This window comes from Pararhizobium sp. IMCC21322 (assembly GCF_030758295.1).
GTDB lineage: Bacteria > Pseudomonadota > Alphaproteobacteria > Rhizobiales.
In genome coordinates, this window is the sequence record NZ_CP132335.1 from 5,066,012 (window position 1) to 5,091,610 (window position 25,599).

General features: G+C 54.0%; 23 protein-coding genes. 14 read left to right on the forward strand and 9 right to left on the reverse strand.

What is annotated here, in order from left to right:
* Positions 1–34: 34 nt before the first annotated feature.
* The 5 genes from RAL91_RS24095 to RAL91_RS24115 form a co-directional block, all read right to left on the reverse strand.
* The gene (locus tag RAL91_RS24095) at positions 35–1,114 is read right to left on the reverse strand and encodes an ABC transporter ATP-binding protein (protein ID WP_371932462.1); all 1,080 of its coding nucleotides are present in this window, start codon (positions 1,112–1,114) and stop codon (positions 35–37) included.
* Between the two features lie 20 nt (positions 1,115–1,134).
* Positions 1,135–3,336 carry an iron ABC transporter permease gene (locus tag RAL91_RS24100; protein WP_306258766.1) on the reverse strand — a complete coding sequence of 734 codons (2,202 nt, stop codon included), beginning with the start codon at positions 3,334–3,336 and terminating at the stop codon, positions 1,135–1,137.
* 9 nt (positions 3,337–3,345) lie between these two features.
* A complete protein-coding gene (locus tag RAL91_RS24105; protein WP_306258767.1) occupies positions 3,346–4,371 on the reverse strand; it encodes an ABC transporter substrate-binding protein in 1,026 nt (341 codons plus the stop codon).
* 143 nt (positions 4,372–4,514) lie between these two features.
* Positions 4,515–4,883, reverse strand: coding sequence for an inositol monophosphatase family protein (locus RAL91_RS24110; RefSeq protein WP_306258768.1), 369 nt, complete (start codon positions 4,881–4,883; stop codon positions 4,515–4,517).
* Between the two features lie 7 nt (positions 4,884–4,890).
* Positions 4,891–5,310: an inositol monophosphatase family protein gene (locus RAL91_RS24115; RefSeq protein ID WP_306258769.1), complete on the reverse strand. Its 420-nt coding sequence runs from the start codon at positions 5,308–5,310 to the stop codon at positions 4,891–4,893.
* A 239-nt stretch (positions 5,311–5,549) separates the two neighbouring features.
* Here RAL91_RS24115 and RAL91_RS24120 point away from each other — a divergent pair, with 239 nt between their 5' ends.
* The 4 genes from RAL91_RS24120 to RAL91_RS24135 all read left to right on the forward strand — a co-directional run bounded on the left by RAL91_RS24120 (position 5,550) and on the right by RAL91_RS24135 (position 8,962).
* On the forward strand, positions 5,550–6,308 hold the full coding sequence (locus RAL91_RS24120) for a DUF1045 domain-containing protein (protein WP_306258770.1): 759 nt from the start codon (positions 5,550–5,552) through the stop codon (positions 6,306–6,308).
* Positions 6,305–7,447 carry an alpha-D-ribose 1-methylphosphonate 5-triphosphate diphosphatase gene (locus RAL91_RS24125; protein WP_306258771.1) on the forward strand — a complete coding sequence of 381 codons (1,143 nt, stop codon included), beginning with the start codon at positions 6,305–6,307 and terminating at the stop codon, positions 7,445–7,447. The genes RAL91_RS24120 and RAL91_RS24125 overlap by 4 nt, the downstream gene beginning before the upstream one ends.
* A gap of 8 nt (positions 7,448–7,455) precedes the next feature.
* Positions 7,456–8,046 (forward strand): phosphonate metabolism protein/1,5-bisphosphokinase (PRPP-forming) PhnN, encoded by a 591-nt coding sequence (phnN, locus tag RAL91_RS24130; RefSeq protein WP_306258772.1) that lies wholly within the window; start codon positions 7,456–7,458, stop codon positions 8,044–8,046.
* A gap of 88 nt (positions 8,047–8,134) precedes the next feature.
* Positions 8,135–8,962 carry a sulfite exporter TauE/SafE family protein gene (locus RAL91_RS24135; protein WP_306258773.1) on the forward strand — a complete coding sequence of 276 codons (828 nt, stop codon included), beginning with the start codon at positions 8,135–8,137 and terminating at the stop codon, positions 8,960–8,962.
* Here RAL91_RS24135 and RAL91_RS24140 read toward each other — a convergent pair.
* Genes RAL91_RS24140 through RAL91_RS24150 form a run of 3 tightly spaced genes read right to left on the reverse strand, consistent with a single transcriptional unit; the run spans position 8,951 to position 13,393 of the window.
* The gene (locus RAL91_RS24140; protein ID WP_306258774.1) at positions 8,951–9,823 is read right to left on the reverse strand and encodes a DMT family transporter; all 873 of its coding nucleotides are present in this window, start codon (positions 9,821–9,823) and stop codon (positions 8,951–8,953) included. The two genes, RAL91_RS24135 and RAL91_RS24140, sit on opposite strands and share 12 nt — an antisense overlap.
* Positions 9,816–12,194: a PIG-L family deacetylase gene (locus RAL91_RS24145; RefSeq protein ID WP_306258775.1), complete on the reverse strand. Its 2,379-nt coding sequence runs from the start codon at positions 12,192–12,194 to the stop codon at positions 9,816–9,818. Before RAL91_RS24145 ends, RAL91_RS24140 begins: the two co-directional genes overlap by 8 nt.
* A gap of 17 nt (positions 12,195–12,211) precedes the next feature.
* Complete coding sequence (locus RAL91_RS24150; RefSeq protein ID WP_306258776.1) at positions 12,212–13,393, reverse strand: ROK family protein; 1,182 nt, start codon at positions 13,391–13,393, stop codon at positions 12,212–12,214.
* Between the two features lie 156 nt (positions 13,394–13,549).
* Here RAL91_RS24150 and RAL91_RS24155 point away from each other — a divergent pair, with 156 nt between their 5' ends.
* The 8 genes from RAL91_RS24155 to RAL91_RS24190 all read left to right on the forward strand — a co-directional run bounded on the left by RAL91_RS24155 (position 13,550) and on the right by RAL91_RS24190 (position 22,637).
* Positions 13,550–14,803 (forward strand): extracellular solute-binding protein, encoded by a 1,254-nt coding sequence (locus RAL91_RS24155; protein WP_306258777.1) that lies wholly within the window; start codon positions 13,550–13,552, stop codon positions 14,801–14,803.
* A gap of 92 nt (positions 14,804–14,895) precedes the next feature.
* Complete coding sequence (locus RAL91_RS24160) at positions 14,896–15,789, forward strand: carbohydrate ABC transporter permease (protein WP_306258778.1); 894 nt, start codon at positions 14,896–14,898, stop codon at positions 15,787–15,789.
* 1 nt (position 15,790) lies between these two features.
* Entirely contained in the window at positions 15,791–16,681 is an 891-nt protein-coding gene (locus RAL91_RS24165) for a carbohydrate ABC transporter permease (protein WP_371932463.1), read from the forward strand.
* Positions 16,678–18,165 (forward strand): argininosuccinate lyase, encoded by a 1,488-nt coding sequence (argH, locus tag RAL91_RS24170; protein WP_371932464.1) that lies wholly within the window; start codon positions 16,678–16,680, stop codon positions 18,163–18,165. The genes RAL91_RS24165 and argH overlap by 4 nt, the downstream gene beginning before the upstream one ends.
* A gap of 4 nt (positions 18,166–18,169) precedes the next feature.
* Positions 18,170–19,225: an ABC transporter ATP-binding protein gene (locus tag RAL91_RS24175; protein WP_306258779.1), complete on the forward strand. Its 1,056-nt coding sequence runs from the start codon at positions 18,170–18,172 to the stop codon at positions 19,223–19,225.
* Entirely contained in the window at positions 19,225–20,169 is a 945-nt protein-coding gene (locus tag RAL91_RS24180; RefSeq protein ID WP_306258780.1) for a carbohydrate kinase family protein, read from the forward strand. The genes RAL91_RS24175 and RAL91_RS24180 overlap by 1 nt, the downstream gene beginning before the upstream one ends.
* A gap of 193 nt (positions 20,170–20,362) precedes the next feature.
* A complete protein-coding gene (locus tag RAL91_RS24185) occupies positions 20,363–21,592 on the forward strand; it encodes a GNAT family N-acetyltransferase (protein ID WP_306258781.1) in 1,230 nt (409 codons plus the stop codon).
* A 79-nt stretch (positions 21,593–21,671) separates the two neighbouring features.
* A complete protein-coding gene (locus tag RAL91_RS24190) occupies positions 21,672–22,637 on the forward strand; it encodes a hypothetical protein (RefSeq protein WP_306258782.1) in 966 nt (321 codons plus the stop codon).
* Here RAL91_RS24190 and RAL91_RS24195 read toward each other — a convergent pair.
* Entirely contained in the window at positions 22,604–23,539 is a 936-nt protein-coding gene (locus tag RAL91_RS24195) for a DMT family transporter (protein WP_306258783.1), read from the reverse strand. The genes RAL91_RS24190 and RAL91_RS24195 overlap by 34 nt on opposite strands.
* Before the next feature lie 290 nt (positions 23,540–23,829).
* On the opposite strand from RAL91_RS24195, the gene cysG reads away from it, so the two are divergent.
* Positions 23,830–25,251: a siroheme synthase CysG gene (gene cysG / locus RAL91_RS24200; RefSeq protein WP_306258784.1), complete on the forward strand. Its 1,422-nt coding sequence runs from the start codon at positions 23,830–23,832 to the stop codon at positions 25,249–25,251.
* Complete coding sequence (locus tag RAL91_RS24205; RefSeq protein WP_306258785.1) at positions 25,251–25,598, forward strand: DUF2849 domain-containing protein; 348 nt, start codon at positions 25,251–25,253, stop codon at positions 25,596–25,598. Before cysG ends, RAL91_RS24205 begins: the two co-directional genes overlap by 1 nt.
* The last annotated feature ends 1 nt before the right edge of the window (position 25,599 follow it).

Consider the following 25,599-nt stretch of genomic DNA (forward strand, 5'->3'; position numbering starts at 1 on the left):
CCGGAAGGATTATCAACAGACCCATAAACCTACTTTAGCTTTTTGGCAAAAGCACCGGACCAGATTCTTCAAAACGCATGGCCACAGCTGCGCCGGTCTCAAATACGGAACTCACATTACCCGACACCGCAAACAAGGTTCCGAACCCGGTTTCAACCGTGTATTCCATGTGACTGCCCACATAGGTGGCCTTTACAATTTTTGCATCCATGGTGTGCTCCGAAGCACCGGCCTGCAATTCAACCCGGCTTGGACGTACTGCCAGCGTTGCAGCACCTGGTGCCATACCCCGAGCAGGCAATTTATGGCTGTACGATCCGATGCTGATGGTCGCCACATCCTTGTCGACGCTGTCGACATGACAGGGAACAAGATTCGCCTCGCCAATAAAATCGGCAACGAATGCGTCATTGGGCAATTCATAAAGATCGCGCGGACTGCCCTCCTGTGCAATCTGCGCATTACGCATCACCACAATACGATCAGAGACAGCCAGCGCCTCTTCCTGATCATGGGTCACGTAAACAACTGTGAGACCCAGATTTTGCTGAATCTCCCGAATTTCTTCACGCACCTGCCGCCGCAATTTCGCGTCCAGATTTGACAGCGGCTCATCAAACAAAAGCACCTGTGGCTCCAGCACCAGCGCGCGCGCCACTGCAACGCGCTGTTGTTGTCCGCCAGATAATTCCGACGGCAGGCGATCCCCATAGCCATTCAGCCCGACAAGATCGAGGCCAGCCAAGGCACGCTCCCGCGTTTCACTTTTGTCGAAACCGGAGAATTTCAGCCCGTAAGACACATTCTCCAGCACATTCATGTGCGGAAACAGCGCATAGGACTGAAATACCATGGACACGTCGCGGTCTGTTGCCGGCAGTTTCGTGACATCCGTATCGCCAATCAGAATCTGGCCTTCCGTCGCCATTTCCAGACCGGCAATCATACGCAAGGTGGTTGTCTTGCCACAGCCGGAAGGCCCCAGCAGAGTTACCAACTGCCCCGGTTCAATGTGCAGCGAAATATCATCTACGGCCAGCACATCCCGGCCATAGACTTTTTTGACATTCCGGAATGTTACCGAAGCCGCCTTGCTGCTGGTAGCCATTGTCATGGGTTATTCCTCGATCCGTCTCATTGCTTTGGCGGGCTCATGCGACGCCCAATATTTGTCTTGCCAACAGCCAGTTGCAAAATGGCAATGGCAAGAAGCATGACGAAAATCAGTGCTGTGGAATAGGCAATCGCCAGGCCATAATCATTATTCTCCACCCGTCCGATAATGTAGCTGGTCGCCATGTCATATTCGGCACTGACCAGAAAGATCACCGCTGAGATGGCCGTCATGGCCCGCACAAACGAATAAACCAATGCTGCCAGAATAGCCGGTCGCAACAGGGGCAGAATGACATTGCGGAATGTTTGCGCACTGTTGGCCCCAAGGGTCAGCGAACTTTCATCAAGGCTTTTGTCCAGTTGGCTCATGGACGCAATGCCGGCACGAACTCCCACGGGCATATTGCGGAAAATAAAGCTGACAATCAGAATCACACCTGTGCCGGTCAATTCGATCGGCGGCACATTAAAGGCCAGAATATAGCTGACGCCAATCACCGTTCCGGGAATGGCGAAACTCAGCATCGTGCCAAATTCAAAGGCATTTTTGCCAATGAAAGTCTGCCGTGTCAGCAGATAGGCGGTAATCAGCCCTACACCTGCCGTCAGCGGTGCGGCAATAGCTGCAATCTGCACTGTGGTCCAGAAACTGTTCCAGGCTGAGCCGGTCCATCGCAGGCCTTCTTCGCCCATCCGCACAGAAAAGGCAGTCACATAATGCTTGAAGGTCAGCGTATTGTTGACGCCCCAAAGCTCGACAAATGAGCCATAGACGATCATCACATAGACGACGATTGTGAACAGCGCCCACACACCAGCCGAAACGAAAACCGGAATGGCAAGCCCGTTTGGCATATGCGGATGAATGCCTGAATCGCCCTTGCCGGACACGGTTGTGTAAGATTTCTTTCCAAGCCAGAAACGTTGCGCATAAAACGCGGACAAGGTGAAGGTGAGCAGGACAATGGCCAGAACGGCCGCACGGCCCTGATCATATTGCGCTCCGACAATGGCAAAGAAAATTTCCGTTGAAAGCACATCAAAGTTTCCGCCCAGAACCAGCGGATTGCCAAAATCAGCCATGCTTTCGATGAAGCCGAGCAGAAATGCATTGGCAAGGCCCGGTCGCATCAGCGGCAGGGACACGGTTTTGAACACCTGCCACTTACTGGCCCGCAGGGTTTGCGCCGCCTCCTCCATGGAGGGGCTGACACCTTCCACAACCCCGATCAGCACCAGAAATGCGATGGGCGTAAAGGCCAGCAATTGGGCAATCAAGACGCCGGGCATTCCATAGACCCAGCGGGTTGGCTGAACACCAAACAGATCAGACACAAAGACCGTCACCGAACCGGAAAGGCCGAACAGCAGGATCAGCGCCAGACCAATAACGAAGGGCGGTGTGATGATGGGCAAAACGGTCAGCGCGCGGAGCAATTTTTTGTGCCGAAAGCCGGAGCGCGTCACCACCAGCGCGAACACCAGCCCAAGAACTGTTGTCAAAAACCCGACCAGAACCGCCAGAACAAGTGAGTTCCAAGCCGCCCCGCATTTGCCACCGGACAGACAGCCAAGCCCCCACAATCGAGGGCTCAGGAATTTAGAGAAAAACACCGATACCGAATACGAGCCTTCTTCGGTAATGAAGGCGGCAATCAGCATGCGTGCAATTGGAAAAAATACGAAAACGCCAACCACAGCGACCACAAAGCCGATCGACGACACCACAAAGACATCGCCATTGACTGCGCCCCTTGCGGCTATGCCCTGGGTCAGCAGAAACAGGAAACAGGCAGAGACCAGCATGGCGCCGTAGCCCATGCCAAACTGGCGGTCGTCCAATGTTCCGAAGATCGCCTCCAGCCAACCATAGGACCAGCCGCGCAAACCAATGCCAAACCCCTGGGCTATCAGCCACGCAAAGCCAAAAGCACCTGCGAGAATCAGCGTGTTTGCGTAACGCGCGTCTTCCTTGCCAATCCGATAGGCGAACAACGCCCCAATCAGCGGCAGCAGCAACGGCGCCAGCCACAGTTTTTCACCCTGCGTGATGAGAAAGATGCCGGGCGCATAGTCACTGTCAAACGGATAGCCGTCGACCAGCCATTCAAAGGTCCAGAAATCCTCGATCCCATACCATGGCAGGATCAGAAAACCGACCCACCCGACAATGATCCAGAAGATCAGAACCGGGAAGGTCTTTTTTGTAGGTGATTGCATGTTTGCTGCTTACTGCGGGAGTGTTGACACCTCGTCATCCCACTTCTTCAGCAGACGCTTACGCTCGTCACTGGAGCCATATTTGCCGAAATCATAGTCAATCAGCTTGATGGATGCCAGATCAGGCGCTTTGTCGGATGTCGGTGCCATTGTGTTGGACGGCACCTGAAACGCATTCACTTCCAGAGCCAATGCCTGTGCTTCTTTCGACAGCGCCCAGTCATAGAACTTCTTCGCGTTTTCCAGATTGCGAGAGCCTTTGACGATTGACATGGAGCCAATCTCATAACCAGTGCCTTCACATGGCGCGACAACTTTGATCGGGAAACCCGCTGCTGCCTGCTTCACCGCATCATGCATGAACACGATACCGATTGTGTTTTCACCGCGCGCGGCCGCCTTGATGGGAGCCGAGCCGGATTTGGTGTACTGATTGATGTTCTTGTGAAGGCCTTTCATGAATTCAAAGCCTTCTTCCTCTCCAAACAGTTGCACAATGGTGGCAAGTGTTGTGTAGGCGGTACCGGATGAATTCGGGTTCGCCATCTGCACATGGCCTTTATATTCAGCCTTCAGCAAATCCTTCCAGCAAGCCGGAACCGGCAGATTGTTTTTGGTCAGCAGATCTTCATTGTAGCCATAGCCAAGGGCACCGGAGTAAATCCCGATGGTCTTGTCGTTGGCAGAAGTTGCCTGCGAGATGGACCAGTCCTGCAATTCTTTGCGCATTGGCGAAACATAAGCTTCAGTCAGGCCTTCCTCGGCTGCCTGCAGATGCGGATCGCCCGTACCGCCCCACCAGATGTCGCCCTTTGGATTTGAGGCTTCGGCCTTGATCTGAGCAAAAGTCTCACCGGAGCTTTTGCGGGTCATGTTGACCTTTATTCCAGTCGCATCCTGAAAACCGTTCGCCATCAATTGGCACCAGTCTTCCTGCGCGCTGCAATAATAGGTGAGTTTTTCAGCAGCCATGGCGGGTGCCGCCATAAGCGCAGCAAACAGTCCAGCCGAAACGACTGTAAATGTATTTTTCATAGTGTCCTCCCAGAGATCTTGATGTCTCTGGGGTAGCCTAGGACAAGATTCTCAGCCCGACAATCAATTCTTTATTCGGCTAATTAAAAAAGCCGGATGCCAGCGGACGAATTGGCTGGCTGACAGACCGAAATTTTCTATTTTCAAACAGGGAAAGTGTTGTCGCTCATGACCAACAGATCATCGAAAAGCACGGGTGTTGAGGCGATAACGCGCCCACCGGTCTTGAGCATCTGATCGGCGCTTTGCTGTTCAATAATTCCGCCGGCCTCAGCGATCAGCAACTGACCTGCCAGACAATCCCAGGCGTTCATATGCGGCTCGGCGTAACCGATCAACCGGCCAGCGGCGACATAGGCCAGGCTTAGTCCGCCAGAGGCATTGCGGTAAAACAGGCCACCCTTTTCCGCCAGCACTCTGATAAAGTCGACAACCAGACTGGTTTCCGTCCGGCCGTTCATACCAACACCGAAATTACCATCATGGAAGCCTTCGGTCTCTGCCGTTTTCATGGCACGGTCATTGACAAAAGCGCCCTTGTCTTTGCCCCCCCCAGAACAACTCGTCATTCCAGGGCGCATAAATGACACCGATTTTTGTTTCATCGTCGTGGACACAGGCCAATATGACGCACCATGCCGGAATATTATTGACGAAATTGGCCGTGCCATCAATCGGATCAATCACCCAAGTATAGCCGGACGTGCCTTCCACATTGGCATGTTCTTCTCCAACGATGCCATCATCTGGAAAGTGCTTCGCCAATTCTTCGCGCACAAAGGTTTCCACATCCCGGTCCGCATTGGACACCATGTCCTGAACGCCCTTGCTTTCAATAATCAGCTTGCCGATATCCTGAAAGAAATCCAGCGCCATGTCTCCGGCACCCTTGGCAATTGTCTTTGCGCTATCTAGCCGTGTGTCGAGTTCGGAGGTCATGATGTTGTCCTTTGGGAGATATGAAATCGCATGCAGGAATTGCATGGACTCATTGCATGGTTTCGTAGCAAGCGCTCTCCTTTTAACGAAGAGTAAGCAACACTTCCATTTCAATTTTGAAGGCAAGCATTCAAAACATTCATCAAAATATTACGCCGGGTCTGTCATAGTGAAATTGCGCGCCAATCCCGTTCCCCCTCAATCGGCGCCCAATTGTTACATCAACAAGCAGTTCACACATGCGCTATGCCCTCTTTTACACGCCTCCTGTCAGTCATGGCCTGACACAAATTGCTGCTGAATGGCTTGGGCGAGATGCCTATTCCGGTGTGTTTTATAAACAGCCGGTCCACGGTACCCAGAATAGCACTCAAAACAGCACCCAAAACAGCACGTTGAGCGCAGCCCGCCTTGCAGACCTGACAGCTGCGCCCCGGCGTTATGGATTTCACGGCACATTGAAAGCCCCCTTCCATCTGTCAGAAGACCAAAGCGAAAACCAGCTTATCAGCGCTATGAAGCGTTTCTGTCAAAGCCGCGAAGCCTTCGCGATGCCAAGTTTGAAAGTTGGGCGATTGGGCCATTTCTTTGCGCTGGTGCCCGAAAGCAACGCAAGTGATCTGAACCGGTTTGCCGCTGAAATTGTCCGCTATTTTGATATTTTTCGCGCACCCCTGAGCGAAGCGGATTATGCAAGACGCAATCCGGACCGGCTGGAAGAGCAGCAACGCGCCTATCTGCAACAATGGGGCTATCCATATATTTTTGACGCCTTTCGCTTTCATATGACATTAACCGGGGCTGTTCCAGACGCGGAAGCTGACCAGATGGAAGACATTTTAAAACCGCTGTTTGACCCGCTTCTGCAAAAACCGTTGATGTGTGATCATCTGACATTGTTTTGCGAAGTTGAAAAAGGCGCGCCCTTTATCATTCACACCGCAGTTCCGCTTGGTCCGCTTGCCACATCCCCAATCACAAAGGCTCAATCGCTGTGAGTTCCGAAACTGTTTTCCGCAACGCCAACATCATTCTGGAAACCGAGATTATCAACGGCTCGGTGCAAGTGCGGAATGGCCTGATTGCTGACATCACCCAAGGGTCCTCGACCATTGGCGAGGATTTTGAGGCCGATTATCTGCTGCCCGGACTGGTGGAACTGCACACGGATCACCTGGAAGGCCATTATTCGCCGCGCCCCGGCCAGCGCTGGAATGTAACGGCTGCGATCCAGTCCCATGATGCGCAGATTTCAGCGGCAGGCATTACAACTGTTCTGGATTGCCTGCGCATTGGCACAAATAATGAGGGCAATGATTTCGAAGAAGATGAAATGCGCAAAATGGCGGACGCTCTTAAAAAAGCGGGCCAGGAGGGGCGATTGCGTGCAGAGCATCTGCTGCATTTAAGGTGCGAAGTGTCAGCATCTGATGTGATGGAACAATTTGCACAGTTCGATGGCGTATCGGAAATCCGGCTCGTATCACTGATGGATCACGCGCCGGGACAGCGCCAATTCCAATCCATGGAACAATACACCCTCTACTACAAGACCATGAAGGGTCTTTCCGACGAAGCCTTTGATATTTTTGTGAAAAACCGCATTGCCCGGTCTGATCGTTATTCTGACCCGCACCGTAAAATGCTTGCCGATATTTGCAACAAACGCGGCATACCCATGGCCAGTCATGACGATGCCAGTCTGGATCACGTGCAGGAATCCATTGATTTCGGTGTTCGGCTGGCAGAGTTTCCAACCAGTCTTGAAGCAGCCAAAGCCTCTCATGATGCGGGTTTAAGGGTGTTGATGGGTGCGCCGAATGTTGTGCGCGGCGGCTCCCACTCCGGCAATATTGCCGCCGCTGATCTGGCAAAGTCCGGTGTGCTTGATGTTCTGTCATCTGATTACGTGCCATTCAGCATCATGCATGCCCCCTTTGTGCTGGCAGATGATCCCGATATGGCATTGCCACAAGCGATTGCCATGGTCACCGCAACACCTGCAAAAGCCGTTGGCCTGGACGATCGGGGCCGCATTGAAGCCGGTTTACGGGCCGATCTTGTCAGGGTTCGGCACAGTGACGACGAAGTTCCACTGGTCCGGTCTGTCTGGCGGCAAGGACAGCGGGTAAGCTGATGCCGCTGATGTCTGATCAAACGACGGGTCACACCACTGGCCACCCGACCGGAACCGTTTTTGTAATTGTCGGCCCAAGCGGCTCGGGAAAAGATACGCTCATAAACTGGTTGCGTGCTGAACTGCAGGACCGCAGTGAAATTCTGTTCGTCCGCCGTATTGTGACGCGCCCTTCTGACAAGGGTCATGAGGATCATGACACCATGGAACTTGCGCAATTTCTGTCTGCCAAAGAGGCTGGCGCATTCGCCACAACCTGGCAGGCTCATGATCTGCATTATGCCATTCCCGCCTCCGCCAAAGATCATGTGGATCTGGGTGGTTTGGCAATTCTGAACGGCGCACGCCGTGCATTGGGTCAACTGGAAGCGACTTTCGCCCAGTTGCAGATCATCCATCTGGATGTGGCCCCTGCCATTCTTGCCGGACGGCTTGCCAATCGTGGACGCAACAGCGACACAAACCTGTCCGCAAGGCTGGCCCAGCAGAAGCTCGATCTTCAGGCCAAAACACCCATCATTCATGTCAAAAATGACGGCCCGGTGGACGAGGCTGGGCGGCAGATTGTGAAGCTGATTGACCAGCATCAACAGCGATGATCAGAAAATGAACAGATTCAAAATAACCGTTGAGTTTGCGCTGCAATAGTCTATCGATACCCGCGCAAATGGTTGGATTTTAGCGATTATGATGTCTTCACTTGATACTGGCACCCTGATTATCATGGTGCTTTCCATGGCAGCGGCTGGCGGTGTAACTGGCATTCTGGCAGGTCTGTTCGGCATTGGCGGCGGAGCCGTTTTGGTGCCAATTCTCGTCGAATTCCTGAACTTTCAGGGTGTCGCCCCACAAGTACAGGCCCATATTGCTGTCGGCACCTCCCTTGCCATCATCGTTCCGACCTCCCTGCGTTCCTTTCGCGCACATCAAAAGCGCGGTGCGCCCGATGAAGCGTTGTTGCGTAACTGGGTGCTTATGGTGCCCCTGGGAGTGATAATCGCATCCTTCATTGTTGCCTTTGTCTCCGGAGAAGTGCTGAAACTCGTATTTGCCGTAGTCGCGCTCCTGATCGCTGTAAAAATGCTGTTCAACCGCGCCAAATGGAGCCTTGGCGAAGATCTGCCCGGCCAGCCCGTCAAAGGCGGTGTTGGTTTCTTCATCGGGTTCATTTCCACCTTCATGGGCATTGGCGGCGGCAATCTGAACAATGTTTTCATGACCTCTTATGGACGTCCCATCCATCAGGCCGTCGCAACCTCCGCGGGCCTTGGTGCGCTGATAGCGATACCAGGTACCCTCACCTATGTAGTGAGTGGCTGGGGCAATCCTGATCTGCCACCCTTCTCACTGGGATATATCAACTTGCTGGCCTTTATCCTGATCATGCCGATCAGCATGCTGGTTGCGCCGGTGGGTGTGAAACTGGCCCATGGACTTTCCAAGCGTCAGATGGAGATCGCCTTCGGTGTGTTTCTGATTATCGTCTCGGCACGCTTCTTCTATTCAGTGCTTTGACTGAAACGATAGAAGCGTCGTTGCCAGCACAATGATTGTAGCGCCGATAATGGTGTTCAGCGTCGGCACTTCATTGAACACCAAAAAGCCCACCGTTCCGGAAATAATCAGGCTGGAATAGCCAAGCGGCCCCAGAAAGCCGGCATCCCCTTTCCAATGTGCCTGCAGAAAACAGAACTGGGCGCATTGCGAAAAGACACCAACAGCCAATAGAAATGGCAGATGATTCGGCGCAATGAACACCCATGTCTGGCTCGCCGGCAGCGCAGTCAGAAGTGCCAAACCGGCGGTATAAAAGGCCATCATCACAACCGCAGGCGTGCCCTTCAGCTTTCGCGTTACGATGATCGCAGCAGTCCCGGAAAACACCGTGATTGTGACCGCCAGCAGCCCCCAGGACCAGGGCACATTGTCCGGGCTGAGTGCTATCAGAATGCCAATGAGACCGACAGCGCCTGCCGCCCATCGGACCAGCGGCACCTTTTCACCCAACACAAAAGCGGCCATGGCAATCAGCACCAATGGCCGGGTAAAATTCATGGTCATGAACAGCGCCAATGGCAGGCGTGCCACGGCAAAAAAACTGGCTGTCAGAGTAACGGTCGACAAGGCAATGCGCAGGATTTGCAATCCCCAATGCTTAATCTTCGCAAAAGCCTGCCGTTCCCGCCAGACCCAGGGCAACAACAGCAACAGACCCACCAGCGCACGCAAGAACACAATTTGCCAGGACGGATAGCCGCCCCCCAGTGTCTTGACGATGGATATGGCCCAGATATTGAGGCTCATATCCGCAATCAGCCAGACACCGGCTTTCAAATTCTCTGACTGTGTTGCGCCGAGCGTTTGTGGCTCAGGCATCTGCCACAAGATTTGCCATGAGCCTGAAGGCGCCGGGCGTCAGTTTCTCCATTTGATGATGTAAAATCAGCGAAGTGTGCGTGTGCCGACCATAGCCGATACGGGCAGACAGCAGCGCACCCTCATGCGGGTCTTCGCTGGGGTCGGCCATCGAGAGCAGCGGCTTGTAATCACTCGCCCAGGCTTTGGCAAAATAGAGCCCACGCTCCTTGTGCCAGTTCGCCCAGTCCCCTGCATTAATTCGGTTGGGACTATTGAGCAGCTTATGATCTTTGATCAGATGCGTCACCGCGGCATTCTCATCCGTGACGCGCCAACGCAGGGATGGTTTGCCAATCTCCAGATGGCGCGGTGGCACCTCATCTGCATCCCAGGCATCCCATGGCCGATGGTAGAGCGTCAGCAGGTGGCCGCCCCTCTCGATCCAGGAATGTACAAGAGCCATGGCAGCCCGCAATGCCGGGCGCGTGCGCAGGGCAAAAATGCCAACAACCAGCGTATCAAATTCGCTGAGATCAGCTTCCGTCAGTTGATCGTCGGCAAGCTCTGTCACGTTCAAACCGAGGGCCCGCAGCCAATGCGCCACACGATCATTGCCACCGCCCACATAGGCGATTGAAACATCCGGCAAGGTCACATCAACAACCCGCAATGTCAGGAGCGCAGGCGTGGCGCGCATCCGCTGCGCAATGTGCGGATAGGAAAAACGGCGCACCATCATGGCGTTCCGCCCGCCCAGCAATAGCGGAATTTTGTAAAGGCCGGGCTCTACATCATCCGGCACTGTCAGGGTGAACCCGGTTTCCGAAGGCGAAGCCTGCCAGGCTCCGCTTTGGTCGGGCAGAACCAGTTCGGCTTTGGCATGCTGCGGAAAAATATCACCAAGCTGAAGAGCAACATGTCTGCCCGGTGCCGCCCGGTTGATCACCGCGCAATCAGGCACCATGGTGGCACTTCTGGCTGGCAGAACCAGCGGCGGTGTTTCAAACGCCATGCTGCTGACAGATGTGACACCGTCATACGTCAGCAGAAAACGCACCGAAGGGGCCGCTGCATGACCGGGAATGTAGCGCGCCGGATAGGGATCAGATACGGGCGCACGATGTGACACCGACATGACCTCATCTTCAAGCTTCCAGCCTTCTTCCAGAACCGGTTCAGCCTTCACCACAACGTCACGAATGGCGGCCGGCTTGATCTGCAAATCCACAGGCACCGCGTCGCCCGGCCGAAGAGCGTCCTGACCAAGCGTGGCCAGCACATCGGCACCTGTCGCAATGCGGATCACATGAGATAATTGCTCTTCTTTCAAAAGCAGACGATGCAACACCTCACTCTGGCTTTCTTCCGGGCAGGCCTGATAGGCGAGGCGAATGGGCCTTAGAGCGTCCGTTGCCGCTTTGAGAACTGCGTTGAAATGTGGAAAGCTTTCCAGCGCCGCAAGGCAGGCTTTATGGGCCAGCTGCAAGTCCCCTGCAATAACATCCGCATTGGCGAATTCCGCAAGTGCGCCAAGATTGGCGGGCAGTCCACTGCTCAGCGTCTCGTCAGGTCCGTCCAGACGCGATTGGGACAAATGCAATGGCCATTTGTTGCTGGCCCCGAACGGGACCCAGGAACCCATCCCCTGTGTGCGGTGAAAAACCCTGGATTGCTGACCGATCTGCGCCCAGCTCCAGCCGGTCACTGGGTCCTCGCCATCGGCATCAATCACCAGACTTACGGGCGGCGGCGGCAAATCATCATCATAAGCGTCACCGGCACCAGACCACGCCGGAAGATAGATTTTCTTCACTTCCCATGGCGCCAATGCAATTTCGGTATACTCTGAATCACCCGCTGCCTTGGCTGCCTGAAAAGCCATCTGCGTCATGGCCCGGTGGTGTCCATGCTGTCCGGGAATGTCCAGAAAGGTGGGGCAGATAATGTCTGGCCGCTCTGTTCGAAGAATTTCCACAAACCGCTTCAAAGTGCGTTCCGGGCCCCATTTCTGAAGGGTTTCCTCGCCGCTTTTGGAAAAGCCAAAATCAAAAACGCTGTCGTCCGGGCTCTCCGAGAGCCAATAAAGACGCAGATTGAGCACATCTGCCGCGCGTTCCATTTCCGCTGTGCGGACAACGCCAAGATCCCCGGTGGCCTCTGTACCAAGATCATTCTGTCCGCCCTCGCCCCGATTGGCACAGGCGCAGGACAGTGACAGCCCGTCCCGAAAGCCAAGCGCTGCCAGCATCTGTGACGTTTCATCATCAGGATGCGCGCCCGTATTCATGAACGACACAACGCTTTTGAGCGGCTGCAATGCCCGCCACAGAGCTACGATACGGGGCGACTGCATCTGATCGAAAATGCGTTGTGGATCAGTCTTCGGCATTATTCAGCACTTCCAGGTCAGTTATGCGCAACAATGCGCGGAGTAAGAGCATCATGAATGACCAGTGCCGCACCGCCCAAAGCAGCAGTCATACGGCCCGAGGCCCCGCGTAACACACGCGGCAATGTTCGGTCCTGTCGCCGCGAGACCGAGGCATCAGGCAGTTCAAGTTCAGCAATCAGAGCATCCAGCAGCGCATCCGGTAAAGCCCCACCCAGAATCACAGCTTCTGGATCAAACAGATTTTCGACCATACCGATAGCTTGTGACAAGGGTGGGGCAGCTTTTTGCACCCAGTCCAACAAATGGGAGTTGCCCTCACCGTGCAGCCGGTTCAGATCATTCACAGTTTCAACGGTAAGTCCGGCAGCAGCCAGTTGATCGCGAATGGCAATTCGGCTTGCGAAATTCTCCAACCGGCCATGCGCTTTGCCTGACTGCACGATGACATGACCGATTTCACCGGCATTGCCATAAGCCCCCCGCATGACCTCACCATCGGCGACAACACCAAGACCAAGCCCGGCGCCAAAATAGATAAAGCAATAGGATTTCAGATTCTGTGCGACACCGCTGATACGCTCGGCAACGGCCGCACCGGTCGCATCATTTTCAACCACCACATTTGTGCCAAGCACCTCTTCAAACAGGGCGACCGGATCAATCTCATCCCATCCACTCAGCTCCGACTGGCCATCATCATCCAACCCGATCTGACCGAACGGGCCGGGCATGACAATGCCTGCCCCCAACAATTGCGAAGCTTGCAATCCGGTTTCCTGCAGCGCTTCCAATTTTAACTCCAGCGCATGATCCGACACGATTTTTGGAGTGCTGGACGGCAGACTGATACGCCGTGTGAAACGGGTTTCACCAGCCAGATTCACCAGGGCCGCGAACATCGCATCGGGCCGAACCTCGATCCCAAGTGCAAAGGCACCGTCCCGGTTAAGCGTGTATTGAACAACCGGTAGACCGCGTCCCTTAACATCGCGCCCCGCGACAATGAGGAAGGCCTCCTCGGTAAGTTCCGCAGTAATGTTGCTGACAGCCTGGGTCGACAGACCTGACAGACGTGCAATCGCTGCCCGCCCGACAGGTTGGTGTCGGCGCACCAGACCCAGCACCACCTGACGGTTGTGAAGGCGCGTGCGTTCAGCGTTAGAGCCAATGATACGTCTGCTGCGATCCAGTTTCATACAGACCTATTAATTCAAATCACTTGAATGCTCAACTTACTTGAATTAATGCTGAATGATACGTGTTTCGCGGTTTGGGAAACCGGACTGCAAGCCGGGAATTTCAGATGGGTCGTCAGGAGGCGAACCATAGGTGGATAGAAACGGAGTGATCCCATGAAACAGTTTCGCAATTGGATTTTAGGTGCGGCAACCGCTGCTATCACTGCTGGCGGCAGTTTTTCAGCACAGGCAGTGGAAATTGAATATTGGCAATACTTCTTTGAAGCGCGCATCACCGCCATGGATCAGCTGATCGAGAATTTTGAAGCGGCTAATCCCGACATCACCGTCAAAACTACTCACTTCCCCTATGCGGATTACCGCACAAAAGTTGCAGCAGCGATCCCCGCAGGGGAAGGACCGGACGTGGTTCAGCTGTTCTATGGTTGGCTCAATGATTATGTGCAAGCTGAGCTGATACAGCCATTGCCTGCAGATCAATTCCCCGTCGAGAAGATCGAAGCCGAATTCTTCCCCATGGTGCAGGCCATGAAACGCGGCGACAATTACATGGCCCTGCCCACCGCAGTGCGCTCTCTGGCCCTGTTCTACAATAAGCGCCTGTTCGAAAAGGCTGGCATTGACGGTCCGCCCGCAACACTGGACGAACTGGTAGAAACCGCCAAGAAAATCGCCGAGAAGGACGGTGCAGGCAACATTACCACGGTTGGCATTACCACCGGCATGACCGGGCAGGATCATCACTGGTTCCGCGAGGGGCTGATACGCCAGTTTGGCGGCGATCCCTACACTGACAATTATAAAACCGTGAATTACAACAGTGATGCCGGGCGCGCTGCGCTGAAATATTATACCGATCTGGAAGATGTTCATGAAGTCACCAAGCTCGGCTTTATGGACGAAGCTCAGGCAGCGTTCAAAGCGGGCCGTGCCGGCATGCATATTGATGGATCATTCCGCATTGGTGCCCTCAACAAGGTCCGCGGCCTTCAATGGGGCGTGGCCGAACTGCCTGCAGCAGCGGATGGCACCAAATCCAATTATTCCTCTTATTGGGTGAATGCAGTGACATCCAAGGCGCAAGGCGAAAAATACGATGCCGCAGTCAAATTCATGGCTTATGTCACATCTGATGAAGCCATGCAGATCTGGCTGGATACGGTTGGCGAACTGCCTGCCAAACCCTCTGCGGCTCTGACAGAGACCAATGCCGCTAACGAGACCTTTGGTCCCTTCATCAAAGGTCTGGAATATGCCCACACCACCATTTTTGCCAATGAGAGCGGCCAGCGTCAGATCATGGTTGATATGATCAGCCGCACCGATCTGGAAGACCAGTCCCTGGCAGACAGTCTGGCAGCGGCGGCAGAAGCTGAACAGAAATTGCTGGATGAGTATTACCAGTAACATTTAATGCACTTTGGTCCCGGCGCAGACCAGCGCCGGGGCAACCACTCCAACGCTTTGACTTAGGCATCTGAACTCTGACGGGCAGGCGCGTGACTCTTTACAGAAACCTCACAATTTCACAGAAGCAGATCGTTTGGGCCTGGTGCTTTCTTGCGGTCCCCGCTGTGTTTTATGTGACAATCCGCTTCTACCCGACAGCCAATGCCATTCTGGTATCGTTTCAGGATTGGAACCTGTTGGGATCACGCACATGGACCGGTGTTGATAATTACGTAAAGCTGTTCAACGATCCGGTTTTCTGGAAGGTCTTCAGGAACACATTTCTCTACCTCATCATCGGCACGCCGGTCAGCCTGATCATTGCTTTCATTGTCGCTTATCAGATTGACAAGGTGCGCTTTATGCATGGCACCATCCGCGCGCTTTATTTCATACCGTTCATGACCAGCGCGGTTGCCATGGCCTGGGTGTGGCGCTGGTTTTATCAACCGGTTCCCGTCGGCGTTTTCAACAATTTCCTGGCCACATTAAGCATTCCGCAAATCGAGTTTCTGAACTCAACCACCAATGCACTACCTGCCATACTGGCGCCTGCGGTCTGGGCCGGGCTTGGCTTTCAGATCATCATCTTCATGGCCGGCTTGCGCTCCATCCCGCAAACCTATTACGAGGCGGCGCGCATTGATGGCGTCTCGCCCATGGCAACTTTGTGGGAAATTACCCTGCCCTTGCTGAAACCCACCATCGTCTTCCTGGTGGTGTTTTCCTCCATCGGTTTTTTGCGGATTTTCGATCAGGTCTTCAACATGACCACCAACAATCCGGGCGGTCCGCTGAACTCCACCAAGCCGCTGGTTCTGATGATTTACGACACCGCCTTCAACGGGTTTGATATGGGCTACGCCGCGGCCCAAACCGTTGTGCTGTTTCTGGTTTTACTTGTGGTCAGCCTGCTGCAGTTGCGCATTATGAGGGATCGCTGACATGAGCACGACCGATCTCTCCATCAAGCCAACCTCGGAAGCCCTGCTGAAGAAATCTGGCAATGTTGGCGTGCGCCCACCCCGCAATTACGCACAATTTATCCGCTGGATGTTGCTGTTTGGCGGCGGCATTTTGATGATCATGCCGATCATCTACATGTTATCCACATCGTTCAAATTCCCCTTTGAGGTCTACAATCTCAAACTCATCCCCGAGGAACCGACCTTGGAGAACTACCAATTGGTTCTGGAAGATGGCCGCTTCTTCAACTGGTTCACCAATTCCCTTGTCATCGCAGTTCTGACCACGGTTTCAAATGTCTTCTTCGACAGCATGGTCGGCTATGCCCTGTGCAAATTCAAATTCCCGGGCCGCTATATTGTCTTCATCGCCATCTTGTCGACGCTGATGATCCCGACAGAAATGCTGGTCATTCCCTGGTACCTGATGAGTACAAAGCTTGGTTGGCTTGATACGTATTGGGGCATCATGTTCCCCGGCATGATGACGGCCTTCGGCGTGTTTTTGATGAAGCAGTTTTTCGAAACTGTGCCGGATGATTTCCTGGAAGCTGCCCGCATTGACGGCCTCAATGAATTCCAAATCTGGTGGACGGTGGCCATGCCTCTGGTCAAGCCGGCGCTGGCTGCATTGGCGATTTTTGTGTTCCTGGGAAACTGGACCGCTTTCATATGGCCGCTGATCGTCACCAACAGTCAGGAACTTTATACTCTGCCGGTTGGACTGACCACATTCAGCGTTGAGCAACAGGTTGAATGGGAACTCATCATGACCGGCGCGGCGCTTTCCACATTGCCGACGCTGGTTGTGTTTCTGATATTCCAGCGCTTTATCATTCGCGGTGTTGTAATGGCGGGGCTGAAAGGATGACCGATCTCACCAAATTCCCCCACCCTGTTTACAAAGACACGGTTCTGGCACCGTTGTTTGAAGGCGCAAAAGCGCATTATGTGGGCGCAGTGCGCAACATCAACCGCGCGCATCTGGTAATGCTTAACGAGACCGGCATTCTGGACGCGTCCATCTCAGCTGCCATCGCAAAAGCCCTGTCCGACATCGACACTGAAATTGATGTGTCAGCGCTCGATTACACCGGCGAATATGAAGATTATTTCTTTCTGGTCGAAGCCGAACTGAAGCAGCGACTTGGCCCCGATAGGGGCGGCATGTTGCATACAGCCCGTTCGCGCAACGACATGGACCACACAATCTTCAAGCTGGCCCTAAAGCAGCGCATCGATCAACTGATTGCGCAGGCGCATCATCTTGCCGGCACAATACTGCAAAAGGCGCGCGAAGAACGTGACACGCTGATTGTCGCCTATACCCATGGCCAGCCAGCCCAGCCAACCACGTTCGGCCATTATCTGAGCGCAGCCCTTGAAGTCCTGCTGCGGGATCTGGACCGGCTGCAGACCGCCCGTGATGGGTTGGACCATTGCCCCATGGGCGCTGCCGCCATCACAACATCGGGCTTTCCCATCAGCCGCGAACGCATGGCCGAATTGCTGGGCTTTTCAGAACCTTTGCGCAATTCCTATGGTTGTATTGCTTCGGTGGATTACGTAACTGGCCTCTACTCGGCACTGAAATTGATGTTCCTGCATCTGGGACGGCTGGTGCAGGATTTTCAGTTCTGGACCGCTTTTGAAGTGGGGCAACTCCACGTGCCCGACGCATTGGTTCAGATCAGCTCGATCATGCCGCAAAAGCGCAATCCGGTCCCGATAGAACATCTGCGCCATATGGCATCGGTCACCTGCGGACGTTGCGACATGATCGTCAACACCATGCACAACACCCCCTTTACCGACATGAATGACAGTGAAGGCGAAGTGCAACAGGCGGGCTACGCGGCCTTTGAAAGCGGTGGCCGGGTTCTGGACTTGCTGGCAGCGCTGATTGAGGCCAGCTCAATTCAGGGCGACAGGGTTCAAGCCACAACAGATGCAGCCTGCATCACCATCACAGAGCTGGCCGACACACTGGTGCGCAAACAGGGCCTGTCTTTCCGCCAGGCTCACGAGATTACCGCGACGACCTCCCGCGCGGTAATAGCGGCCGGGAAGCCCCTGCGAGAAGGTTTTCCCGCCTTCTCCAGGGCTTTCCTGGCCCACACAGACCATGCATCGACCATCAGTGAACCGGATTTCATATCGGCCGTCAGTGCAGAAATTTTTGTCGCCTTGCGCAATCACATCGGCGGCCCTGCGCCCGATGCCATGGATAACGCATTTGCGCATTACACAGCCGTATTGCTAGCACTGCAGGATCGACAAACCAACGCAACCAAGCGGGAAGCAACCGCGCATGACGCCTTGCAGCAGGCGTTCAACAGGCTGATGCAGGAGTAAATTCTTGGCCACTGTTTCAATCAAAAATCTCGTCAAATCCTACGGGAAAACCGAAGTGCTCCATGGCATTAATCTGGATGTGGCCGATGGCGAGTTCGTCGTGCTGGTTGGCCCGTCAGGCTGCGGCAAGTCGACGACCTTGCGCATGATCGCAGGCCTTGAGGACATCACCTCCGGTGAAATCCATATTGGCGGCGAATTGGTCAATCATCGCGAACCCAAGGAACGCAATATTGCGATGGTGTTTCAGAATTACGCCATCTACCCCCATATGTCGGTGCGCAAGAATATTGGCTTTGGGCTGCGCACATCAAAAGCTTCAAAAGCGGAGAAGGCTGCTCGTATTGACGAAGTCGCCGAGTTGCTGAGCATGACAGATCTGCTGGACCGCCGTCCCAACCAACTGTCTGGCGGCCAGCGCCAGCGCGTTGCCATTGGCCGGGCCATGGTGCGCGATCCATCCGCTTTTTTATTCGACGAACCACTGTCCAATCTGGATGCCCAATTGCGCACCCAGATGCGTCTGGAAATCAAGAAATTGCATCAGCGTGTAGGCAACACCATCATCTTTGTCACCCATGATCAGGTTGAAGCCATGACCATGGCCGACCGCATAGTCATCATGAAGGACGGCCATATTCAGCAGGTCGGCACACCCTTTGATGTGTTTCACAAACCGGCCAACAAATTTGTTGCCCAATTTATCGGTGCCCCTTCAATGAACATGATTGAAGGCAGGCTGGCAAACGGCATTGTCACTCTGGATGGCGATCTGCAAATCCCGATTGAGACAAGCTCTACCCATAGCGGACCGGTTACATTAGGGCTGCGGCCCGATGATCTGCTGGTCAGCGATCAGGACGGGCAGTTTGAAGGACAGGTGAATGTGCTGGAGCCCCTTGGGTCTGAAACACTTGTTTATGTTTCAGTTGGCGGCAAGGAATTGATTGCCAAAGCATCTGGCCGCACTCCCCCGCAGCTCGGAAGCACCATCAAGCTCAACGCGGCCCCGGAAAACATGCATCTCTTTGACAACGCGACCGGGGAGGCGTTGCGGTAATGCTGAAAGGTACGAACCAGAAAATTCTATGCGTTGGTCGGATTTATTGTGACCTCATTTTCACTGGCATTCCAACCATGCCTGTCCTAGGTCAGGAAACTTTTGCCGACGGGGTCAAGATGCATGCGGGCGGTGGTTGCTACATCACCGCAGCTTATCTCTCCGCCCTTGGCAATTCCGTTGCCATAACCGCCATGTTGCCGGCAGAACCGTTCAGAGCCATCGTCACCGATGAGATTAGCCACATGGGTCTGGACGACCGTTTTTGTGAACCGGCGCCCGTGGGACTGGAGCCGCAAATCACCGTCGCCATGGTACGCAATGATGAGCGGGCCTTTTTGACACGACGCGCCAGCGCAGCGCTGCCACATGATATGGCGCGAAGCTTTGCGCTTCCCGATCTGACGCATCTTCATATCGGTGAGTTGACAACACTGATCGAACACCCCGATCTGATCGAGGAGGCGCGCGCGGCCAATTTGACCATATCGCTTGATTGCGGTTGGGACGAAGCAGCTTTCTGCCATCCCGGCCTGTCTGATCTGATTTCAAAGGTTGATGTATTTCTGCCCAATTCCGCAGAAGCTGCCCGCCTGTCTGAAAACGATGTCCCTCTGACATGCGCCGATCATACCATCGTCAAACGCGGTTCCAATGGGGCGGAGCTTTATACAGGTGGACAAACCTATGTCGGATTAACACAACAGGTTCATGTGATTGACACCACCGGGGCTGGCGACGCGTTCAACGCCGGGTTTTTAACGGCGTGGCTGCAAGGTCAGAATCCCGAACGCTGCCTGGCAGCAGGAAATCAAGCTGGCTCAATTGCCGTTGGCCGAGTTGGCGGTGCTGCCGGTCTGTCCCCGAAGATGTTTCAGAACACCGAAACAGCTGTAGAAACACGCACGCGGGCAGCCCTTCAACCAAGCTCTGATTCATGGTAACTCAATCATGAATCAAGTTTGAAATTTTTGTTATATTTCAATATGATAAACCTTGAGCAATCCACCTATGGTGAACAGAGTCCAAAGGCTCATTTAACCACAGGGTAACTCGCCTGGTGTAACTTCTGTCAACAACAACCCCTCATATGCATCAGCACAAGGGGTGCAACTTTGTGTGTTAACTGGCAGATTTATGACCCTTTCGACGACTTTCGATTCAGACTGGCAACCATCTGAGACTATCAACAATCAGGCTGCGGCGTCTGAGCCTGTGCAGATCGAAGTTCATGACACTTTGGAAGCAGTTGCATCACTGGAGTCTGAGTGGCGCGCACTGGAAGAAAAAATGGCGGATGGCCTGGGCTATTTCCAGACCTTCGACTGGTGCCAGAATTGGTGTCGCTACTACCTTGAAGGTGCTGCCAAAGACTCACGTTTACGTCTGCAAATAGTCACTTTCCGTTGTGCTGGTCAATTGGCTTGCGTTCTGCCACTTGTCGAACGCAAGCGGGCCTATGGCCTTACGATCCTGCAGTCTCTTGGCAATCCTATGGCACAATACAGCAATCTGTTGCTGGATGTTGATGCATTGCCAGTGTCAAAAATGCGGGAATGCTGGAAGACTTTCAGTGAGCAGGTCACCGCAGACGCCATCATATTCGATCGCTTTCCAAAAAACAGCCAGATGGCAGAGATTCTGGATGAACCACATATCATCACCCAGACTGATGACATCTCCCTGATCATGTATCTGGAGCAGATTGACGAGTGGGACACCTTTCAGGCGTCGTTCAAGAAATCTGTCCGTCGGGGTCGACGCAGACGTTACAAGAAAATTGAAACCGAGTTGGGCGAAATCAGTCTGGAAGTGCATTTTGGCGGCACGGATGCCTACCGGAACGCCATTCGGCAGAGCTTGGAATTCAAACGCGTATGGCTAAAGGAAAGTGGCCGCAACGTATCTGCATTTTCGGGCCAGCATGCGGCAGATTTTCTGACCAGCCTGGAAGGCGACAGCGCCTCGCAAAAGGGTGCAATGTCATATGTCATGACCGCTGGTGGAAAACCGATTGCGATTGAATTGGGGTTTCTGAAAAACGGGCACTATTACTGTTTTCTGGGTTCATTCGACTGGTCCATGCGGTCCTATTCTGCCGGAAAAGTACAAATGGAGCAGAGTTTGAAATGGGCCATTGAACACCAGATTTCCTGCATCGATTTCCTGGGGAACTACGAGGCCTATCAGGGCGACTGGTCCAACAGCAGCGCTGACATGCTGAGCTATAGCGCCGCAAAAAGTATCAAGGGCAGACTCTACAGCCAACTTTGGGAACAGCGCCTGAAACCGGGGATCAAATCCACATTCAGGCGGCTTCCCCCTGCCCTCAGAAAGCGCCTGATTGCAGGTTTGCCTGGCAGATAAAACACACAATTAGAAACATACTGGCCTGGTGGCAATTGAACCCGGGCAATACGAAGCATGAGTAAAGGACGACAACATCATGGATACCGGTGCCATCCACCTCCCATCAACAAATGAAAATCTGCTGGAAGGCTGGCAGGCTCACCACGCATCACTATTCGGCAAGCACACATTAAAACTGAACCATCGGCTGACCGAGAGCGGCCTGTTTACCGAGGACGTGCTGAGCGAGTTGGTCGACCGGTACCCGCGGGAGCTTTACAATCTCAACACCATTGGAACCGATGCCAGAAAGCAGAACTGGCGCGAGGGTCATTTGGACGGTGTATCCGGCAAGGATACCATTGACGCCATCAGGACCGGACATCTGTGGCTTAATCTGCGCAAAGTCATGGACGTCGACAAACGCTATGACGAATTGCTGCAAAGCATTTTTTCCGAATTTGAAGGCAAAGTTCCCGGTCTCAAAATATTCAAACAAAATCTCGGCATCCTGATCTCGTCACCGAAAATGCAGGTGTTGTATCATTCAGATGTTCCAGGACAGGGCCTGTGGCAGATCACCGGGCGCAAACGGCTTTATGTCTACCCCAATACAGAGCCCTTTTTGCCGAAGGACAGTCTGGAAGGGCTGATACTGGGTGAGACTCACGAAGAAATCCCTTACGAGAGCTGGTTTGATGAATATGCCGAAGTGCATGATCTTGGACCGGGTGAAATGGTGCTTTGGGCACTCAACGGCCCACACCGCGTGGAGAATGAGGACTGCCTCAACATCTCTGTCACCACCGAGCACTACACCAGCGAAATTCGCAAATCCTACGCAGTGAACTACGCCAATGGCGTGTTGCGCCGCCGTCTGGGATACACACCGGCAACCATCACCACGGGTGGCCTGTCACCTTATGCAAAGGCAGCGCTGACCTTGTTCTGGAAAAAGCTGAATCTCAATCGCAAACGCGAAGCGGTCCGCATGATTGACTTCGTGCCGGACAAGTCGCAGCCGCTTGGCTACCGCGATATCGAACCCTTCGTCAAAGGCTGATCATCGTCTTCAAACAGATCATCGATGGCCGCCTCTGCGCGGCCATCTTTGCGAATAAGGTGCAGTGAATAGATCAAAATCAGGCTGGCAAACAGTGTCACCCAGCCCGGCTGCTCAAAGAACACAAAGAAGCCGATCAACACGCCGAAGAACATGGAAACATAGTTCGCCAGCGACACAAAGATCGCGCCATAGGCTTTGACAATCCGCAGATAGATCAGCAGTGCTGCTGTTTCCAGAACAACGATTGCAACAACCGGCGCGATGGCACGCTGCAACACCCACCCATCCACGAACAGGCCCGAAAAGGGCATGGCAAGCAAAGCCGCTGCGCCCACAACAGCCGCCTGTCCGGTCGCAATCTCAACAGCATCGACCCCGGAGGGCCAGCGCGATGCCACAAAAACCGTGTTCAGCGTGTAGAACAGCGGCACCAGAAACGCGAGTAGTATCCAGGTCAGCGAAACTGTTTCAACGCCGATGGCAGTATTGTCCCAGGCAATCAGCAATGCGGACCCGAAGCCCAGCAAAACTGCAATGACCTTGATCCGGCTGGCCTGCTCGACCCGCAGGATAAAGCTCAGCAGCAGAGTCATGACCGGCATTGTGGAAATGATGACGATAAACACGAATGCGGGGATTTTTCCGGCAACAATGGTTTCAAGCGCAAACGGCAAAAGAAACCCGAGGCAACCGCTCACCACATAGAACCGCATAGCCAGAGACGTGCGCGGGGGCATACGCCGACGGATGAGACTGATCAGCAGCAGCGACATCAAAATACCGATAACGGCAAACTGAATGATGATACCTGCCGGAACGCCGCGCTCGGCGGCAATCTTAAAGGCGGCAATGCGCAAGGCCCAACTCAGTCCAAGCACCAGCAGAAGCACAAGTTTCATAGTCAGATCCTGAATTGGCAAGCCACTGGGAATCATTGCCTGACACCAGCGATGTTAGAGAGGCATTGTCCCACACGCAAACCTGCATGCGCACGCTGCAGCAAAACAGCATGAAGCTGCCGGATTGTTCTTTGTAAGCCGGTCAGATGGCTTGAGTCGCCGCATCATTTTACGTTTTTGACGATATGAAGAGGAATTTGTTTCGTTTGACGCCCAAAACAGAAACCAGTTCCTAGGAAACAGGCCTGAAAGGGCCCAGATTTAGGAAAATATTCTTCCAAAGGTCAATCATGCGTCATTACCCTGTCTTTCTTGATCTGCGTAGCCGCCGCATCATTGTGTCTGGCGCAGGCGAAACCGCTCTGGCAAAGCTGCGGCTGCTGATCAAAACCGAAGCTGCCATTCAGGTCTACGGCATTGAACCGGATGCTGGCGTTACGGCACTGGCCGCTGAGGGCCGGATTGTTCTGGATCCACGTCCGCTGCAAACCGGCGATGTGTCCGGAGCGGCTCTGTTCTACGCAGCCAATGATGAAGCGGTTGAAGATCACAGGGTTGCTGAAATCGGCCGCACTGAGGGCGCCCTTGTGAATGTCGTCGACAATCTGGAAGCCAGCGCTTTCATCACGCCAGCCCTGGTCGACCGGGATCCGGTCACAATCGCCATTGGCACAGAAGGCGCAGCGCCGGTTCTGGCCCGCAAGATCAAAGCCGAGATTGAAGCCCTGTTGCCGGCAAAGCTAGGCATTCTGGCACGCATCGCACAGGCCTTCAGGCCACGGGCAGAATTGCTGCCTGCTGGCCGCGTCAGGCGTGCTTTCTGGGCCAAATTCTATGGCGGTGCCGGAGAAGCGGCCTTGAACGAGGGTGGCAAACTTGCAGTGGTCGAGAAACTGGACAAGCTGTTTGCTGAAACAATGGCAAATGCCAACCAGCCCGACGCCGATACCAAAGGCCATGTCAGCCTTGTTGGAGCAGGTCCGGGTGACCCCGAGCTTTTGACACTCAAAGCACGGCGCGTTCTCCATGAAGCAGATGTGGTGCTGTATGACCGGTTGGTTTCCGGCGACATTCTGGAACTGGCACGCCGCGAAGCTGTTTTGCTGGAAACCGGCAAAACCGGCTTTGGTGAAGGCATGAGCCAGGACGACATCAATGCATTGATCATTGAACACGCGCAGCAAGGCCACCATGTGGTGCGGCTTAAATCCGGCGACCCGACCGTTTTCGGGCGGCTGGATGAAGAAACAGATGCGTTGGATATGGCCGGCATTGCCTGGGACATTGTTCCCGGCATTACATCGGCATCAGCAGCAGCCGCTAAAATGGGTGTCTCGCTGACCCGCCGTGGCCGCAATTCCGAACTGCGTATTCTTACCGGCCACGACGTCAAAGGATTTGCCGAGCAAGACTGGCAGTCTCTGGCACGGCCCGGCGCAACAGCAGCCTTCTATATGGCCAAACGCTCAGCACGTTTTGTAACAGGGCGTTTGATGATGCATGGCGCAAATGCACTGACCCCGGTAACGATAGCCTTCAACGTATCGCGGCAGGATGAAACACTGATCGCAACTGACCTTCAGTCTCTGCCTGAGGCGCTGGTAAAGGCAAATCTGTCCGGCCCTGCTGTGATCCTGTTTGGCCTGGCGCCTAAAGCTGCCGGATCAGCCCTTACAAATATCCCGCAAAACACCAAAGTCGGAGTTGCCTGATGGCAAAAACATTCCCCCCCAAAATTGTCTCGGCAAATGATCTGATGGATGGCGATGTGGTCTATCTGACTGCGCAAGGCACATGGTCACGGCAGATCAATGAAGCAGTAATCGCACCGGATGAAGCAGCGGCTGATATTTTGCTGGCAAAAGGTGAAGAGCGTCAGGACCTGATCGTCGGTGCTTACCTTCTGGATGTGGCAATCGGAGACGATGGCACACCAACGCCCACACATTTCCGGGAAAAATATCGCCTCAACGGTCCCAGCATCGACTATCTGGCACCACAAAAACAAAACTTTGTTGCTCAGTCGAATACGCAAACCACGCTTTCAGAAGGCGCTTGAT

What these genes read in the sequence shown, in the direction of transcription:
- RAL91_RS24095 (WP_371932462.1), bottom strand. Translation starts at nt 1,114, where the DNA reads ATGACAATGGCTACCAGCAGCAAGGCGGCTTCGGTAACATTCCGGAAT.
- RAL91_RS24100 (WP_306258766.1), bottom strand. Translation starts at nt 3,336, where the DNA reads ATGCAATCACCTACAAAAAAGACCTTCCCGGTTCTGATCTTCTGGATC.
- RAL91_RS24105 (WP_306258767.1), bottom strand. Translation starts at nt 4,371, where the DNA reads ATGAAAAATACATTTACAGTCGTTTCGGCTGGACTGTTTGCTGCGCTT.
- RAL91_RS24110 (WP_306258768.1), bottom strand. Translation starts at nt 4,883, where the DNA reads ATGAAAACGGCAGAGACCGAAGGCTTCCATGATGGTAATTTCGGTGTT.
- RAL91_RS24115 (WP_306258769.1), bottom strand. Translation starts at nt 5,310, where the DNA reads ATGACCTCCGAACTCGACACACGGCTAGATAGCGCAAAGACAATTGCC.
- RAL91_RS24120 (WP_306258770.1), top strand. Translation starts at nt 5,550, where the DNA reads ATGCGCTATGCCCTCTTTTACACGCCTCCTGTCAGTCATGGCCTGACA.
- phnN (WP_306258772.1), top strand. Translation starts at nt 7,456, where the DNA reads ATGTCTGATCAAACGACGGGTCACACCACTGGCCACCCGACCGGAACC.
- RAL91_RS24135 (WP_306258773.1), top strand. Translation starts at nt 8,135, where the DNA reads ATGATGTCTTCACTTGATACTGGCACCCTGATTATCATGGTGCTTTCC.
- RAL91_RS24140 (WP_306258774.1), bottom strand. Translation starts at nt 9,823, where the DNA reads ATGCCTGAGCCACAAACGCTCGGCGCAACACAGTCAGAGAATTTGAAA.
- RAL91_RS24145 (WP_306258775.1), bottom strand. Translation starts at nt 12,194, where the DNA reads ATGCCGAAGACTGATCCACAACGCATTTTCGATCAGATGCAGTCGCCC.
- RAL91_RS24150 (WP_306258776.1), bottom strand. Translation starts at nt 13,393, where the DNA reads ATGAAACTGGATCGCAGCAGACGTATCATTGGCTCTAACGCTGAACGC.
- RAL91_RS24155 (WP_306258777.1), top strand. Translation starts at nt 13,550, where the DNA reads ATGAAACAGTTTCGCAATTGGATTTTAGGTGCGGCAACCGCTGCTATC.
- RAL91_RS24165 (WP_371932463.1), top strand. Translation starts at nt 15,791, where the DNA reads ATGAGCACGACCGATCTCTCCATCAAGCCAACCTCGGAAGCCCTGCTG.
- argH (WP_371932464.1), top strand. Translation starts at nt 16,678, where the DNA reads ATGACCGATCTCACCAAATTCCCCCACCCTGTTTACAAAGACACGGTT.
- RAL91_RS24180 (WP_306258780.1), top strand. Translation starts at nt 19,225, where the DNA reads ATGCTGAAAGGTACGAACCAGAAAATTCTATGCGTTGGTCGGATTTAT.
- RAL91_RS24185 (WP_306258781.1), top strand. Translation starts at nt 20,363, where the DNA reads ATGACCCTTTCGACGACTTTCGATTCAGACTGGCAACCATCTGAGACT.
- RAL91_RS24190 (WP_306258782.1), top strand. Translation starts at nt 21,672, where the DNA reads ATGGATACCGGTGCCATCCACCTCCCATCAACAAATGAAAATCTGCTG.
- RAL91_RS24195 (WP_306258783.1), bottom strand. Translation starts at nt 23,539, where the DNA reads ATGAAACTTGTGCTTCTGCTGGTGCTTGGACTGAGTTGGGCCTTGCGC.
- cysG (WP_306258784.1), top strand. Translation starts at nt 23,830, where the DNA reads ATGCGTCATTACCCTGTCTTTCTTGATCTGCGTAGCCGCCGCATCATT.
- RAL91_RS24205 (WP_306258785.1), top strand. Translation starts at nt 25,251, where the DNA reads ATGGCAAAAACATTCCCCCCCAAAATTGTCTCGGCAAATGATCTGATG.